13 protein-coding genes are annotated in these 16,429 nt (G+C 68.6%); 3 read left to right on the forward strand and 10 right to left on the reverse strand.

Annotated features, from left to right (window positions below; genetic code table 11):
* Window positions 1-76: 76 nt before the first annotated feature.
* From bktB to P6144_RS12185, 3 genes are read right to left on the reverse strand one after another with little or no spacing between them, the layout of a single operon-like run.
* Window positions 77-1,258, reverse strand: coding sequence for a beta-ketothiolase BktB (gene bktB, locus P6144_RS12175; protein WP_277768037.1), 1,182 nt, complete (start codon window positions 1,256-1,258; stop codon window positions 77-79).
* The gene (locus tag P6144_RS12180; RefSeq protein ID WP_277768038.1) at window positions 1,255-2,139 is read right to left on the reverse strand and encodes an SDR family NAD(P)-dependent oxidoreductase; all 885 of its coding nucleotides are present in this window, start codon (window positions 2,137-2,139) and stop codon (window positions 1,255-1,257) included. The genes bktB and P6144_RS12180 overlap by 4 nt, the downstream gene beginning before the upstream one ends.
* Before the next feature lie 11 nt (window positions 2,140-2,150).
* Window positions 2,151-4,208, reverse strand: coding sequence for an FAD-dependent oxidoreductase (locus P6144_RS12185; protein ID WP_277768039.1), 2,058 nt, complete (start codon window positions 4,206-4,208; stop codon window positions 2,151-2,153).
* A 71-nt stretch (window positions 4,209-4,279) separates the two neighbouring features.
* Here P6144_RS12185 and P6144_RS12190 point away from each other — a divergent pair, with 71 nt between their 5' ends.
* From P6144_RS12190 to P6144_RS12200, 3 genes are all read left to right on the forward strand, one after another.
* A complete protein-coding gene (locus P6144_RS12190) occupies window positions 4,280-5,011 on the forward strand; it encodes an FCD domain-containing protein (protein ID WP_277768040.1) in 732 nt (243 codons plus the stop codon).
* Window positions 5,012-5,122: 111 nt separating this feature from the next.
* Entirely contained in the window at window positions 5,123-5,290 is a 168-nt protein-coding gene (locus P6144_RS12195) for a hypothetical protein (protein WP_277768041.1), read from the forward strand.
* Between the two features lie 58 nt (window positions 5,291-5,348).
* Window positions 5,349-5,807, forward strand: a complete 459-nt coding sequence (locus tag P6144_RS12200; RefSeq protein ID WP_277768042.1) for a MaoC family dehydratase — start codon at window positions 5,349-5,351, stop codon at window positions 5,805-5,807.
* Here P6144_RS12200 and P6144_RS12205 read toward each other — a convergent pair.
* From P6144_RS12205 to P6144_RS12235, 7 genes are all read right to left on the reverse strand, one after another.
* Window positions 5,804-6,007: a hypothetical protein gene (locus P6144_RS12205; protein ID WP_277768043.1), complete on the reverse strand. Its 204-nt coding sequence runs from the start codon at window positions 6,005-6,007 to the stop codon at window positions 5,804-5,806. The two genes, P6144_RS12200 and P6144_RS12205, sit on opposite strands and share 4 nt — an antisense overlap.
* A 14-nt stretch (window positions 6,008-6,021) precedes the next feature.
* Window positions 6,022-9,408: an indolepyruvate ferredoxin oxidoreductase family protein gene (locus P6144_RS12210; RefSeq protein ID WP_277768044.1), complete on the reverse strand. Its 3,387-nt coding sequence runs from the start codon at window positions 9,406-9,408 to the stop codon at window positions 6,022-6,024.
* A 100-nt stretch (window positions 9,409-9,508) separates the two neighbouring features.
* Complete coding sequence (locus tag P6144_RS12215) at window positions 9,509-9,964, reverse strand: hypothetical protein (protein ID WP_277768045.1); 456 nt, start codon at window positions 9,962-9,964, stop codon at window positions 9,509-9,511.
* Window positions 9,961-11,124 (reverse strand): asparaginase, encoded by a 1,164-nt coding sequence (locus tag P6144_RS12220; protein WP_277768046.1) that lies wholly within the window; start codon window positions 11,122-11,124, stop codon window positions 9,961-9,963. Before P6144_RS12220 ends, P6144_RS12215 begins: the two co-directional genes overlap by 4 nt.
* Complete coding sequence (locus P6144_RS12225; protein ID WP_277768047.1) at window positions 11,124-12,425, reverse strand: amidohydrolase family protein; 1,302 nt, start codon at window positions 12,423-12,425, stop codon at window positions 11,124-11,126. The genes P6144_RS12220 and P6144_RS12225 overlap by 1 nt, the downstream gene beginning before the upstream one ends.
* 26 nt (window positions 12,426-12,451) lie before the next feature.
* Window positions 12,452-13,762 (reverse strand): amidohydrolase family protein, encoded by a 1,311-nt coding sequence (locus P6144_RS12230; RefSeq protein WP_277768048.1) that lies wholly within the window; start codon window positions 13,760-13,762, stop codon window positions 12,452-12,454.
* Between the two features lie 64 nt (window positions 13,763-13,826).
* Window positions 13,827-16,208: a TonB-dependent receptor gene (locus P6144_RS12235; protein WP_277768049.1), complete on the reverse strand. Its 2,382-nt coding sequence runs from the start codon at window positions 16,206-16,208 to the stop codon at window positions 13,827-13,829.
* Window positions 16,209-16,429: the final 221 nt, after the last annotated feature.

Consider the following 16,429-nt stretch of genomic DNA (forward strand, 5'->3'; position numbering starts at 1 on the left):
GGGATCTCAGGCGGTGGCGCGAGGCGCCGGAAAAGAGCCGCACGAGATCCCGGCTTTCGCCGGGATGACGATTTACTCAAACCCGCTCGACGATCAGCGCGATGCCCTGGCCGCCGCCGATGCACATCGTGGCGAGGCCGTAGCGGCCGCCGGTGCGGGCCAGCTCGTGGACGAGCTTGGTGACGATGATCGCCCCGGTCGCGCCGACCGGATGGCCGAGTGAGATGCCGCTGCCGTTCGGGTTCACCTTGTCCGCGTCGAAGCCGAGCGCGTCGGCGACGGCGCAGGCCTGGGCGGCGAAGGCTTCGTTCGATTCGATCACGTCCATGTCGGCAACCGACAGCCCGGCCCTGGCGAGCGCCGCCTGGGTAGCGGGGACCGGGCCCATGCCCATGTAATTGGGATCGACGCCGGCATGCCCGTACGCGACGATCCGCGCCATCGGCGTGAGGCCGAGCTCGGCCACTGCCTTCTCGCTCGCCAGCACCAGGGCCGCCGCGCCGTCGTTGATGCCCGAGGCGTTGCCGGCGGTGACCGTGCCCTCGGGCTTGAAGATGGTGCGCAGCCTGGCGAGGTCCGCGGCATTGGCGTCGGCGCGGACATGCTCGTCGGTGTCGAAGACCTTGGTGGCGCGACCGGCCTTGACCTCGATCGGCACGATCTGGCCGGCGAAGCGCCCTTCGGCGATCGCGCGGGCGGCACGGGCATGGCTCTCGGCCGAATATTCGTCCTGGCGCGCGCGATCGACGCCGTGGCGCTCGGCGACATTCTCCGCCGTCACGCCCATCAGCCCGCCGCCGAACGGATCGGTGAGCGCGCCGTTGAGCCCGTCGATCACGGTGGCGTCGCCCATCTTCTGGCCCCAGCGCGTGGCGGGGGAATAATAGGGCGCGCGGCTCATCACTTCGCTGCCGCCAGCGACAGCGATCTCGGCATCGCCGAGCATCAGCATCTGCGCCGCCGAGACGATCGCCTGCACGCCCGAGCCACAGAGCCGGTTGACGGTGAGCGCGGGCACTTCCTTGGGGATGCCCGCCTCGATCCCGGCGACGCGCGCGAGATAGGCGTCGCGCGGCGCAGTGGGGATCACCTGGCCGAACACGACATGGCCGACGGCTTCGGGCGCGACTCCAGCGGCGTCGAGCACCGCGCGGGTGACGGTGGCGGCGAGGCTGCCGGGCGTCTCGTCCTTGAGCGCGCCGCCGAAGGTGCCGATCGCGGTGCGCCGGGCGGCGACGATATAGACGGACTGGGTCATGCGTTCACCTTATCGGCACGGGCGGCCATTTCGTACTGATATTGCTCCTCGCCGCGCGCAGGGATCCGTTCCCCGTCGCGCGCGCTGACTTCGGCGAGGCGATCGAGCAGCGTGTCGGCCACCGCCTCGCCGTCGCCCAGGAACAGCCCGCGCGTCATCGTGACATGCGCCTGTTCGAAGCTGCCGGCGCCCGCGAGCAGGATCGCGCGGCTGGGCGCATCCTCGGCGGCGAGCGCGACCACCGCCGGGCTGACCAGCGAGGCACCAAGCCCGGCGAGCATCTCGTCGGCATAAAGGCCGTTGGTCATCGCCGTCGCCGCGCTCGGCGCCAGGCAGTTGACGCGGATGCCATAGCGCTCCCCTTCGATCGCCAGCGTCTGCATCAGCCCGACCAGCGCCATCTTGGCCGCGCCGTAATTCGCCTGGCCGAAATTGCCGTAGAGCCCGGAGGACGAGGTGGTGAAGATGATGCGGCCGTAATTCTGCGCGCGCATCGTGTCCCACACTGCCTTGGTGCAGTTGACCGAGCCCATCAGATGGACGTCGAGCACCAGGCGGAAATCGTCGAGATCCATCTTGGCGAAGCTCTTGTCGCGCAGGATGCCGGCATTGTTGACGAGGATGTCGATGCGCCCCCAGCGCGAAAGCGCGTCCTCGCACATCGCCTGCACCGCGGCGAAATCGGTGACGCTCGCCGCCGCCGCCATCGCCTCGCCGCCCGCCGCCTCTATCTGGGCGACGACCGCGGCCGCGGCCTCGCCGTTCATGTCGGCCACCACCAGCTTGGCGCCGCGCTTCGCCAGCGCGATCGCATGCGCGGCGCCCAGGCCGGCGCCGGCACCGGTGACGATCGCCACGCGGGTCGAAAGATCGATCCCCATGCTCATTCCTTTCAGAGATTGGCTGCGTCGAGCGACGCGAAATTGCGGTTGGAAGCGGCCAGCTCGACGAGGAGCGGCGCGGGTGCCCAGGCCCAACCCTGCGGGCCGGCGGCGAATTCGGCGATCCGCTCGAGCACCTTGGCGAGCCCGATCTGGTCGGCGAAGTACATCGGGCCGCCGCGCTCGCCGGGGAAGCCGTATCCGTCGAGATAGACGACATCCACATCGACCGGGCGATAGGCGATGCCTTCGCCGAGGATCTTCGCGCCTTCGTTGATCAGCGCATAGATGCAGCGCTCGACGATCTCTTCGTCCGAAATCTCGCGGCGCGTGATGCCGAGCCGGGCGGACTCGGCGAGGATCAGCGCGTCGATCTCGGGATCGCTCTCGGCGGTGCGGCCATCCGGATAGCGATAGAAGCCGGCGCCGGTCTTCTGGCCGAAGCGGCCGAGCGCGCAGACCAGGTCGGGGATCTTCGAATAGGGCCGGTCGGGCTGCTCGATCGCGCGGCGCTTGCGGATGCTCCAGCCGATGTCCTGGCCGGCCAGATCCATCACCGCGACCGGGCCCATCGCCATGCCCCAGCGCTTGAGCGCGCCGTCGAGCTGGGCGGGCAGCGCGCCTTCCTCGAGCAGATACCAGGCCTGGCGGAGATATTCCTCGAACATGCGGTTGCCGACGAAACCGTCGCACACGCCGACCGCCACCGGGCTCTTGCCGATCGCCTTGCCGAAGGCCATCGCCGTTGCCAGCGTCTCGGGCGAAGTCTTTGCACCGCGTACCACTTCGAGCAGCCGCATCACATTGGCGGGCGAGAAGAAGTGGAGGCCGATCACGCGCTCGGGCGTGGCGGTGAAGCCGGCAATCGCATCGAGATCGAGCGTCGAGGTGTTGCTGGCCAGGATCGCATCGGGCCGGGCGACGCGCTCCATTTCGGTGAACACCTGGCGCTTGACGTCCATGTCCTCGAACACCGCCTCGATCAGCAGGTCGGCCTCGGCGGCGGCATCGATCGTCGCGGCGGCGTTCAGCGCGGCGATGCGGGCATCGGCGACCTCGGCTTCGATCCGGCCCTTCTCGACATCGCGCAGGATCGTCTTGGCGATCCCGGCCTGCGCCTTGCCGAGCGCTTCCTCGCGCGGCTCGACCAGGGTGACCTCGAGCCCCGAATTGAGCAGCGCCAGCGCGATGCCGGTGCCCATCAGCCCGCCGCCGATCACGGCGACATGGCCGATCTTGCGGGGCTTCACGTCGCCAAGGCCGGGCACGCGCGCCGCGATACGGCGGCCGAAGAATGCGTGGCGCAAGCCGCGCGATTCCGCCGAGCCGAGCAGCTCGCTGAACAGGTCCGCCTCGACGCGCAGTCCGCTGGCGAAATCGTGCGTGCCGATCGCCGCGACGCATTCGACGATGCGGCGCTGGGCGAGCCCGCGCGGCTTCGCGGCTGCCAGCACATCGGCCAGGTCCGCCGGCACCGGCATCTCGCCCGTACGGCGCACCGGCGGCATGCTCTCGGCAAAGGCGAGCGCGGCGGCTTCGGCGTCATCGGCGACGACGAGATCGACGATGCCTGCGCCATGCGCCTGCACGCCGTTCAGCACGCGGCCGCTCAACATCAGCTCGAGCCCGGCCCTGGCGCCGATCAGCCGGGGCAGGCGCTGGGTGCCGCCGCCGCCGGGCAGCACGCCCAAAGTCACTTCGGTGAGCCCGATCCGCGCGGTCTCGGCGGCGACGCGGTAATGGCAGGCGAGCGCGAGCTCGAGCCCGCCGCCCATGCACACCCCGTTGATCGCCGCGATCACCGGCTTGGGCGAGGCTTCGATAGCTTCGATCATCGCACGATTGGCGTCGATCTTCGACGGATCGCCGTCGAACTCGGTGATCTGCGCGCCGGCGCTGAACAGCTTCGGCCCGCCGCTGACGACGATCGCCGCGACCTCGGCATCGGCGACCAGCCCGGCGAATGCCTGGGCGATCACGCCCACGCCCGCCACCGACTGGGTGTTCACCGGCGGATTGGAGAAACGCAGCAGCGCCACCGCGCCATGCCGCTCGACCTCGACTTGCAAACCCCGTCTCCCATTGGCAGCGTTCGGGGAGGCGCCTATCATTTGTTGGTTTGTTGGACAAAGGTATTTTGATGGAGTTTGGAAAGCTCAGGATCGCGCGTGCCTATGAGGCGGTGCAGCAGGCGCTGGAGGAGGCGATCCTCAGCGGCGCGCTGCCGCCGGGCGAGCCGCTGCCGACCGAGACCGAGCTGGCCGAGAAGTTCGGCGTGACGCGCCACACGGTGCGCGAGGGGATGCGCGCGCTCGAGCAGAGCGGGCTGGTCAAGCGCGATGCCGGGCGGCGGCTGCACGTCACCCGGCCCAGGCATGATGCGCTGGCCACGCAGAACTCCCGTGCGCTGGTGATGCAGCAGGTCTCGTTCCGCGAGATCTGGGAAGTGGCGATGCAGCTCGAGCTGCTGGCGATGGATCTGCTCGAAGGCCAGGTCGACGATGCGCTGGTCGCGAAGCTGGAAGCCAATGTCGCGGCGATGGCAGCGGCGCTCGACAAGGGCGAGCCGATCGCCGCGCTCGACGTCGAGTTCCACGCGCTGATCGCGCATGCCACGCAGAACCGGGTGCTGCTGATGTCGCGCGAGCCGGTGTCGATGCTCTTCTATCCCTCGCTCGAGCGGCTGTTCGCGCATCCGAAGACGCGCGACCGCTCGCCGCGGCGCATCCTCGACGCGCACCGCGAGATCGTGACTGCACTGGCGGCGCGCGACCTCGACACCGCCAAGCTGTGGATGCGCCGCCACATGGCCGATTTCCGCCGCGGCTACGAACATGCCGGCCTGCCGCTGGACGCGCCGATCGGCGGCTAGGATCCGGCTGGCGCATGCCGGGCACGGCCTGGCGGCGCTTACGCGTTTCTACGGAATGCGCGGCGGGGCGCGGCTGCTTACCTCTATGTCGTGAGGGCTGGAGGGCGCCACATGAAGGACAGCAATTATTACGCGCAGCGCGCGGCCGAGGCACGCGATGCCGCGCTCAAGGCCAAGGGCATGCCGAGCTTCCGCGCCCACATGGGCATGGCGCAGGAATATGAGCGCCGCGCGCGGGGCTTCGAGGCGCGCCATGCCGACAAGGTCGTACTCGACTAGCCGCGACCGCGTGCGCTAGCGGATTCGTGCCTGCATCGACGCAGGAGGAGCCGTACGCATGCCCACCTCACTCTATCTAGACGATCTGGAAGCGGGGATGCGCTGGCAGGGCGGCCCGATCGACATGGTCGAGGCCGATATCCTGCGCTTCGCCACCGAGTTCGACCCCCAGCCGATGCACATCGATCCTGCAGCCGCGGCGGCGGGCCGGTTCGGCGGGATCATCGCCAGCGGCTGGCACGTGGCGGCGCTGGTGATGCGCGATTTCGTCGAGCGCGCGCCGTTCGGCGAGACGCCACTGCTCGGGCTCAAGATCGACGACCTGCAATGGCGCCATCCGGTCCGCCCCGGCGACCGGCTGGACATCCTGCGCGAAGTGATCGAAGTCACGCCCTCGCGCAGCAAGCCCGACCGCGGCACCGTGCTGATGCGGATGACGGTCACCAACCAGGCGGGCATCGTGGTGATGTCGTTCCTCAACCTGATCCAGCTGCCGACCCGGCCCGCCGCCGCCTAGGCGTTCGCCTGTTCGGCGGCGATGCGGTTGATCAGCCGTTCGGCGACCGAGCGGCGCAGCGCGGCTCCGCGCTCGATCTGGCGCCAGGTATTGTAGCTGATGCCGAAGCGCGACTGCAGCGCCTCGTTGGTCCGCGCCTGGCAGTGCGTCATCATGTGCTCGACGATGTCGGGCGGCAGGGCAAGCATGGTACGCGACATGGGGTTTTCCTCCTTCATTGGGTGATTTGCGGTTCGGCGAGGAGCGCCGCGCGGCGGGCGGCGTGGCGCTCGAACGCGGCGGCCTTGACCGGGCCGAAGCCGCGAATGTCGTCGGGCAGCGCGGCCAGCGCGCATGCGCGTTCGAGCCCGGCGGGATCGAGCGTGCGGAGGGCGCGCTCGATATCGGCGAAATATTCGGCGATCAGCGCGCGTTCGCGGCGGCGCTCCTCGGTGCGGGCGAACGGATCGGCCCAGCCGCCGCGCAGCCGCTTGCCATGGGCGAGCAGGCGCAGCGCCGGGAAGATCCAGGGGCCGAAGGCGCGCTTGCGCGGCCGGCCGGTCGCCGGATCGAGCCGCGACAGCAGCGGCGGGGCGAGGTGCAGCCGGGTCTTGCCGGTGCCGGCGAACTGGCGGGTGAGCTCGGCGGCGAACTCGGGCGCGCTGTAGAGCCGGGCGACCTCATACTCGTCCTTGTACGCCATCAGCTTGTAGGCATTGGCCGCGACGGCACGGACCAGCGCCTCGCCCGATGCGCCATGGGGTGAAGCGGCCTGCCGGACCTGCTCGACCAGCGCCTGGTAGCGGCGGGCATAGCCGGCGTCCTGATAGGCGGTCAGGTCGGCGACGCGCCGGGCGACCAGTGCCTCGATCCCTTCGTCGATGGGGGCCGGTGCCGCGAGCCCGGCGACCTGGTCGACTGCGGCGCGATCGACCGCGGCGAGGCGGCCCCATTCGAAGGCGCGCAGGTTCATCGCCACGGCCGCGCCGTTCGCCTCGATCGCGGCGCGTAGCGCGTCGCGGGTGAGCGGGATCAGCCCGGACTGCCAGGCGAAGCCGGCGAGCAGGACGTTGGCGGCGGTGCTGTTGCCGAACAGCCCCTCGGCGATCGCCGTGGCGGGCAGGCGCGACAGCGCGCGGGCGCGCGCGGCGATCGCGTCGGCCATGTCGGGCGCGGGGATCGCGGTGTCGCGGTCGCGCACGAAGTCGGCGGTCGGCTGCACGTCGCTGTTGAGCACTGCCGCCGAGCGCGCCGGATCGAGCCGGACCAGCGCATCGGCCGCGGCGCTGACGACCAGGTCGGTGCCGAGCAACAGGTCGGCGCGGCCGTCGCCGATGCGCACCGCATGGATCTGCGCGGCATGCGGGGCGATCCGCACCTGGCTGACAACGGCGCCGTTCTTCTGGGCCAGGCCGGTGAAGTCGAGCACGGTGGCGCCCAGCCCGTCGATATGCGCGGCGGCGCCGAGCAGCGCGCCGATCGTCAGCACGCCGAGCCCGCCGATGCCGGCGACATAGATGTTGTAGTCGCCGGTCGGCGGGGCGATCGCCGGCTCGGCGAGGCTGGCGAACAGCCGCGCCTCGGCCTCGGCGGCGCGCGAGGGATCGGGCTTGCGCAGCACGGCGCCTTCGATCTCGACGAAGCTCGGGCAGAAGCCGGCGACGCAGGAAAAGTCCTTGTTGCAAGCCGACTGGTTGATCCGCCGCTTGCGGCCGAATTCGGTCTCGAGCGGCTCGACTGCGACGCAGTTGGACTGGACCGAGCAGTCGCCACAGCCTTCGCAGACGCGCGGGTTGATGAACAAGCGCTTGTCGGGTTCGGGCAGCGTGCCGCGCTTGCGGCGGCGGCGCTTCTCGGCCGCGCAGGTCTGCTCATAGACGAGCGCGGTGACGCCGGGAACGGTGCGCAGGTGGCGCTGCACGGCATCGAGTTCGTCGCGGTGGCGCAGCTCGGTGCCCGGGGCGAGCGCGGCGGTGCGCCACTTCTCCGGCGCGTCGCTGACGAACCAGATCTCGTTTACGCCTTCCGCGGCGAGCTGGCGGGTGATCCGGGCGGGGTCGATCGTCCCTTCCGCGGGCTGGCCGCCGGTCATCGCCACCGCGTCGTTGTAGAGGATCTTGAAGGTGATGTTGGTGCCGGCGGCGATCGCGCCGCGGATCGCGAGCAGGCCCGAGTGCTGATAGGTGCCGTCGCCCAGATTCTGGAAGATGTGCCCGGTCTTCGAGAAGGGCGCGGCGCCGGCCCATTGCATGCCCTCGCCGCCCATCTGGCTGAAGGTGGTGGTCTTCAGCGCGGGCTGCGACAGCGCCATCACGTGGCAGCCAATGCCGCCGCCGGTGATCGAGCCGTCGGGCGTCTTCGTCGAGCTGTTGTGCGGGCAGCCGGCGCAGAAATAGGGCTTGCGCGCCGCGAAGCCGGGCAGCGCGGCGTTGCGGGGGGCGGGCAGGCGCGTGCCGAGCCCCGGCAGCACCTGCGCCAGCGCGCGGGCGACCATCGCCGCGCTGAACTCGCCGACTTCGGGAAGCAGGTCCTTGCCGCGGATCGGCAGCTTGAGGCCGCGGCCATAGGCGGCGACCTTGATCTGGTCCTCGACGACCGGCTTCTTCTCCTCGACCACGAGCACCTGCTCGAACCCGTCGGCGAACGCGAGCAGGCTCTGCGTGTCGAGCGGCCAGCTCATCGCGACCTTGTAAACCGAGATGCCGAGATCGCCGGGCGCCACGCCGAGATCGGCGAGCGCCTGCATCACGTCGCCATGCGCCTTGCCGAGCGTGACGATGCACAGCCGCTTGTCCGGGCTGACCAGCGCGGGGCGATCGAGCCGGTTGGCGCGGGCCCAGGCGAGCACGGCGGGCAGCCGCTCCTCGACCAGCCGGCGCTCGAGCTCGGCGCGCTGGGCGGGCCACTGGATCGTCGGGTCCCAGTTGCGCCGCGCGGTGCCGGGCAGGGACGGCGTGACGAAGGAGGGCGCCTCGGGCAGATCGAACGAAGCGGCGCTCTCCACCACCTCTGCGATCGTCTTCATGCCGATCCACAGCCCCGAGAAGCGCGACAGCGCGATCCCCGCCAGCCCCAGCGTGAGGATCTCGCGGACGTCGGCAGGCTGGAGCACCGGCATGTTGACCGACTGGAAAATGCCGTCGGTCTGGTGCGGGAACATCGAGCTCTGCGCGGCATGGTCGTCGCCTGCCACCGCCAGCACGCCGCCGAGCGGCGAGGTGCCGAGCACATTGGCGTTGCGGAACACGTCGCCGGTGCGATCGACGCCGGCGCCCTTGCCGTACCAGATGCCGAACACGCCGTCCGCCTTCACCTCGCCGAACGCACGGTGCATCTGCGCGCCCCAAAGGGCAGTGGCGGCGAGATCCTCGTTGAGGCCGGGCTGGAACACCACGTCCTCCGCCTCGAGCAGCTTGGCCGCCTTCCACAGCTGCTGGTCATAGGCGCCGAGCGGCGAGCCGCGATAGCCGCTGACCAGCCCGGCGGTGTTGAGACCGGCGGCGCGGTCGAGCCGCCGCTGCATCATCGGCAGCCGGACCAGCGCCTGGATGCCGGTCATGAAGATCGGGCCGTCGGGCTTGCGGTAGATGTCGTCGAAGCTGAGAACGCGCTGGTGCAGCATCAGCATGCACCCTGGGGACAAAAGGACATGACTTCTCGATCTGCCGCGCAGGGGAGCGCGGCGGCTGGGGGGAAACGGAAGAGAGGAAAGGCTGGCTAGGCTAGGCCGGCGTCACCACCGCATCGCGGATGCGGAAGAACACGCCGCCCTGGCGGGCGCGGACCAGCTCGAGCCGGCCACGCACGACCAGCGCGCCCGGTTTGAGGACCTGCGCCTTCGCCAGGCTCACTTCGGCGCGCAGGTTCGGCCCCGGCGAGACGTGGAACTCGCAATCGACTTCGCTGGCATAGAGCGTGAACGCGCCGCGCTGCTCGTCGTCGAGCATCGCATAGCCGGCGATAGTGACGAGCTTGCCGTCGAGCGCCTCGACCGCAGGCGTGAAGCCCGGGGCGATCCGGTTGGCGCCGGCGGCATCGACCCAGGGAAGCTGCTCGGTCGCGCCGAGCGTCTCCCACGAGACTCCGCCCTTGGGCACCGGCGCAAAGGTGGTGCTGTCATGCGCCAGCGCCGGCGTGGCCGCCAGCGCGGCGGCGAGGAGGATAGGGAGCATCTTCACCACTGCTTCTCCGGATTGCCCGACAGGTTGAAGTCGGGGCGGCCGATCGTCAGGAACCAGCTGCGGATCGTCGCTTCGTCCTTGCCGGTCGCAAGGCCGAGCTGGAGCAGCATCCGCGCCTTTTGCGGCAGCAGGTCGCCGCCGGGCAGCACGCCCGGGCCGCCGCCATAGGAGCTGCCCGATCCGGTGCGCGTGGTGCTGGCGAACAGCACGCCCCGGGCAATTGCCGCCTTGCGCGCCGCATTCTGATCGGCGGAGAGCCCGCCGCCGCCCGTACCGGCGGTGACGATGCCCTTCACGCCGGCATCGACGAGCGCCTTGATCGGCTCGCCCCCGGCATCGACATAGGAATAGACGATGTCGACGCGCGGGATCGCCTTGGTCGCGATCCGGCCCATGTCGAACGGCGTCGCCCATTCGGGCTTGTGGCAGGCTAGGACGCGCGCCGGGGCGTGGATCGCGCGGATGCGATCCTCGTCGACATAGCCGAGCGTGCCGGTGCGCCGCGCCTGGAAGGTGTCCATGCGCACCGCATCGGTCTTGGTAACCTCGCGCGCGCCGTAGAACTGGTCGTCGAGCATCACGACGGTGCCGAAGCAGGTCGTCTTGCGGCTCGCGGCGAGGCGGATCGCGTTGAACAGATTGCCTTCGCCGTCCCAGGACACGGTGTTCGCCTGGCGCATCGCGCCGGTGACCACCACCGGCTTGTCGCTGCGCAGCGTGAGGTCGAGCCAATAGGCGACTTCCTCGAGCACGCTGGTGCCGGTGGTCACCACCACGCCCTGCACCGCAGGATCGGCAAGCGTCTTGTCGATCGCGACGGTCAGGTCGTGGAGATATTCGGTAGTGATGTCCTGCGAGCCGATGTCCGACGCCTTGAGGATCGAGACGTTGGCGACGTCGCCGATCTCGGGCTGGAGCCGGTCGACCAGGCTCTCGATCGAGATGCGCGGCTTGTCGTAGCTCTGGTAGCGGAAGCGGCCCTTGGCAGTGGAGACGATGGTGCCGCCCAGACTGACGACGCGGATGTTCGGCAGGCTGGGATTGACCTTCTTCGGCGGCACGACTTCGTTGCCGACCGCGATCGGCGTCGAGGGCGGGATCTCCTGCGCGGCGGCCGGGGCCGCCGCGAGGAGGACGAGCGGAGCGAGGCGGCGCATCACTTCGGCACCACCATGCGGCCGTCGCGCTTGAATACCGCGCCGCCCTTCATCACGAAGTCGACCGACTGGAGGACCTTGATGTCCTTCAGCGGATCGCCCTTCACCGCGACGATGTCGGCGAAGCGGCCGGCCTGGACCGAGCCGATGTCCTGCGGCACGCCGATCAGCTCGGCGGCGCTGCTGGTGCCGGCCATGATCGCGTCCATCGCCGGGATGCCGGCCTCAACCATGTACTGGAACTCGAACGCGTTCGAGCCGTGCGGGCGATAGCCGAGCTGGTCGGTGCCGAGCGCGATCTTCACGCCCGCCTTCCAGGCATTGTACGCATTGGACGACATGGTCGGGGTGACGTGCTGCGCCTTCCACACCACGTCGGGCGCGAACTTGTCGGGGTTCTTGCGCGTCTCCTCGGCGATCTCGAAGCCGGCGAACAGCGTCGGGACCATGAAGGTGCCGTGCGCCTTCATCAGCTTGTAGGTCTCGGCATCCGAATAGGTGCCGTGCTCGATCGAATCGACGCCGTCGCGGATCGCCGCGTCGATGCCCGGCTTGCCGTGCGCGTGCGCTGCGACCTTGAGGCCGAGCATGTGCGCGGTATCGACGACCGAGGTGATCTCCTCGTCATTCATCGTCTGGATGTTGACGTCGGTATTGTGGCTGGCGACGCCGCCGGTGACGGTGATCTTGATCAGGTCCGCACCGCGCTTCTGCATCTCGCGCACTGCCTTGCGGGCTTCGTACTTGCCGCTGATCACCGGCAGGGTGAGCAGGTCGTCGGTGCGCTTCCACGTCGAATCGATGCTGTTGTAGATGTCGCCATGCCCGCCGGTCGGCACGATCGAAAAGCCCGCGACCCACATGCGCGGGCCCACGACCTGGCCGACGCGCAGCCCGTCCTTGAGCGCGCGCAGCACGTCGACATTGCCGCCGACGTCGCGGATCGTGGTGAAGCCGGCGCGCAGCGTCGCGCGCAGGTTCACCATCGCCTCATAGACCTGCTTCTCGGGGGTGCCGCGGAGCAGGTCGCGGCGGGCATTGCCGCCAGTTATGTGGTCGTGACAGTCGATGAAGCCGGGCAGCACCGTCTCCGCGCTGAGGTCGATCACCTCGGCACCCTCCGGGGTGACGAAGCCGGCTTCGATCGCGACGATGCGATCGTCCTTGATGATGATCGAGACCTTGGTGCGCGGCGTGCGGCTGACCCCGTCGATCAGCGTGCCGGCATGGATGACGACGTCGTTGGCCAGGGCCGGTGCCGCGAGCGCGAGCATCGATCCGGCGAGCAGGCTTGCTGCCATTTTGCTGAATTTCATGGATGCGCCCTTCAATCTTCGATGATCGGCTTGCCGCCGGCCTTGAACACCTTCCCGCCCTTCATCACGAACTGCACGCGCTGCAGCTCGGTGACGTCGGCGATCGGATCGCCCGACACGGCGATGATGTCGGCGAACTTGCCGTCCTGGATGCGCCCGAGATCGGGCTGGCCGGTCAGTTCGGCGGCATTGCCGGTGGCGGCGATGATCGCGTCCATCGGCGTCACGCCCGCCTGGGTCATATAGACGAACTCCCTGGCGCTATCGCCGAGCGGGTGATAGCCGAGCTGGTCGGTGCCCAGCGCGATCTTCACCCCGGCCTTGTAGGCGCGGGTGAGGTTGCCGCTCATCAGCGGGGTGACGTTGATCGCCTTGGCGCGGACATCGGGCGCCATTGCGTCCGGGTTCTTGAGCGCCTGTTCGCGGATCTCGTTCGCAGCGTAGAGGGTGGGGACGAGGAACACGCCCTTCGCTTTCATCAGCTGATAGTCCTCGGCGCTGGCATAGGTGCCATGTTCGATCGAATCGATCCCGGCGAGCAGCGAGGAATGGATGCCCGCCTCGCCATGGGCATGCGCCGCGACCTTCATGTGGAGCGAGTGCGCGGTGTCGATGATCGCCTTCAGCTCGTCATTGGCCAGCACCTGATATTTGACGTCGATCCCGGTCGAGGCGACGCCGCCGCTGGCGTTGATCTTGATGATGTCGGCGCCCTTCTGGTGCCGGTCGCGCACGGCCTTGGTCGCTTCGTCGGGGCTGTCGACGACATTGTCGATCCAGCCGTCGCTGCGCGTCCAGGCCGGGTCCATGCCCTTGGACATGTCGGCCGGGCCGCCCGTGGGGGTCAGCGACATGCCGCTGTAGATCATGCGCGGGCCGGGGGTGATGCCCTGTTCGATCGAGTCCTTGGTCGCCTTCAGCACGTCGATATTGCCGCTGACGTCGCGGATGAAGGTAAAGCCCGACATCAGGATCGCGCGCATGTTGGTCGCGGTCTGGATGACGATCCGCTCGGGCGTGATCGCCATGCGATTGGCAGTGCGCATGCCGCCGGTGACGTGGGCGTGGCAGTCGAACAGGCCGGGCAGCACGGTGGAGGTCGACAGGTCGATCACCTCGAACCCGGCAGGCGTGGTGAAGCCATTGTCGATCCGCACGATGCGGTCGTCATGGATGACGATCGTCACCTTGCCGTGGACGGTCTGGGTGTAGCCGTCGATCATATGGCCGGCGTGAATGACATAATCCTTGGCAAGCGCCGGCGTGGCGATCGCAAGGGCGGCGGCAGCGGCGGCTGCCCGAAGAGCGGTTTTCAGACGCATACTCATTTGTCCCCGTTGCTCCGGGCGGGGGAAGGGACCCGCCCGGAGACTTGGTTGAACAGGCTTAGAAGCGGTTGCGCAGCTCGATGCCGAGCACGCGCGGGACCAGCCCGGTGGCGCGCACCGCGCCCGAGCCGAACAGCGTGCCGGTGCCCTTGCTGCTCAGGCCGACTTCGTTGAGCAGGTTGTTGCCATAGACATAGACGCCCCATTTGCCGTCGTGCGATTCGACGCCGATGCGGGCGCTGAGCTCGACATAGGACGGCAGCAGATAGGCGAACTCGTTCGCCTCGGTCTGGGCGAAGGTCGTCCAGACCTGGCCGGTCTTGGAGGCGTCGACCCGGAAGATGCCGTCCAGGCCTTCCTTCACCGGCTTGGTGTAGGCGGCGCCCAGCTGCCAGGTCCAGCGCGGCACGCCGGTGATCTTGTCACCCTTCTTGCCGCTGGCGTTGAGGAAGCTGGTGGTCTGGTCGGTGGTGAGCACCGCGTCGGCAAAGGTCAGCGAGCCGCGCAGATCGAGCCCGGGGGCCGGATGCATCGCCGCCTCGACCTCGACGCCGCGGATGCGGGCGTTGCCGGCATTGGCGATGACGCTGAAGGTCGAACCGGTCGACTGGGCATTGGTCTGCCCGCTGATCTGCATGTTGGTCCAGTCGATCTGATAGACGTCGGCATTGATCGTCAGCATCCGATCGAACCATTCGGATTTCACGCCGAACTCGTAGTTCCACAGGCTGTCCGCCGCATAGGGTGCGAATTCCTGCGGCAGGCCGATCACCTGGTTGACGCCGCCCGGGCGGAAGCCCTGCGCCGCTTCGGCATAGAGCATCACGTCGCGGGTGATCTTGTAGTTGGCCGCGCCTTTGAACACCCAGCCATGGTCGTTCGAGTTGTTGGCGGTGGCGGCACCGGCCGCAGTGCCGATGATCAGGTTGCCGACCAGCACCTGGCCCGCGACCTTCTTGCTATAGTCATAGTAGCGGGCGCCGCCGCTGACCGTGAACTTCGGCGTGATGTCGTAGGACAGGTCGACATAGCCCGCGGTCTGATCGAGATTGTCGTCGACGTAGCGGCGGAAGATCACATTCGCCGGCGAGACCACGGTGCCATTGGCGACGCGCGGGGTGGTGGTCTGCGGGAAGATCACCAGGCCGGTGGCCGGATCGACCAGCGTGACGTCCGAATGGACATAGGCGTCGCGGCTCGAATGATAGAAGCCCAGCGTCCAGTTGAACGCGGTGGCGCCGTTCGACGACAGGCGCAGCTCCTGCGTGTCCGCCTTGGTCGTCTGGCCCGAATAGGCGGCCGACGGCGTCTGGCTGAGCGCGAAGGTGCGATAGGTTTCGAGCTGCGTCGCGTTGCAGGTCGTCACGCCGATATATTGGGCGCACCGGGAGGCATTGGCCTGCTGCTGGGTGAAGAAGTCGCTGGTGTCGCTCGTATAGTAGAGGAAGCGGCGCTGGTGCGAGATCGAGCCGACCAGGCTGGCGAAGCCGAGGTCGTAGCTCGCGGTCAGCGCGAACAGGTCCATGTCGTCGCCGTTCGGATGCAGCGCGCTGTACGCCGCGTCATACTTGTTCGGGTTCTGCGTCTTGGTGGTGGTGTTGCCCCACAGATAGTTGTTCACGAACCCGTCCGAGCGCTGGATCGCGGCGAGGCCGTCGATGGTCAGCTTGTCGGTCGGGGTGAAGCGCACCATCACGCGGCCGCCATAGGCTTCGCTGTCGTTGATGTTCTTCAGGCCGCGGCGCGAATTGTCGATCCAGCCGTCGCGGTTGCGATAGAAGCCGACGACGCGGACGGCGAGCAGATCGTTGGCGATCGGCGCGTTGACCATGCCATAGACTTCCTCGCCCAGGCCGCCGCCGTCGGTGGTGGTCAGGTTGGCCTGCACTGCGCCTTCATATTCGTCCATCTTCGGCTTGGAGAAGATCAGGCGGACGGTGCCCGCCATCGAGGCCGAGCCGTAGAGCGTGCCCTGCGGGCCGCGCAGCACCTCGACGCGCTGGACGTCGAACAGGCGGACGTCGGGCTGGGCGCCGCCGGCGTCGTTGTTGACGCCGACCGGGCCGATCAGCGGGATTTCGTCGTAATAGAGGCCGACGATCGGCTCGCCGGCCGACTGGATGTTGCGCAGCGTGATGCGCGCGCCGCCATTGTTGCTCTCGCGGATGATCAGACCCGGCGCGATCTTGTTGAGCGAATAGGCATCGGTGATGTTCGCATTGGCCAGCGTCTCGCCCGAGACCGCGGTGATCGCCAGCGGCGTGTCCTGCACCGTGGTGTTGCGCTTCAGCGCGGTCACCACGATCTCGCCATTCTCTTCCGGCGCCGCCGCCGCCGCGGCATCGCCGCTTTCCTGCGCAAAGGCCGGCATCGCCAGCAGCATGCTACCCGCGAGCAGCGTTGCCCGCAGCCCGCTACGTCCCGCAAAAACAATGTTCATGTTGCCACACCCCAAGGACTCCCAAGCGCTCCTCGCGCCGGCCTCAAGGCAATCATCTCCTTCGCCTCCTGCGGGAGTCGCCGCCCCTTGCGGGCGGCTAACGAAGGGGCCGTCATTGCGGCCGAAATGTTCCTGCGACCCGAGGGCGAGCATCTCCGTCGGCGGAAGTCACCTTCCGCCACCGCGCGCCGTTTTCCTCTCGGGAGTGCCCAAACTCTTGT

It is taken from the genome of Sphingomonas sp. HITSZ_GF (genome assembly GCF_029543155.1).
In the GTDB taxonomy this organism is placed as follows: Bacteria; Pseudomonadota; Alphaproteobacteria; order Sphingomonadales; family Sphingomonadaceae; genus Sphingomonas.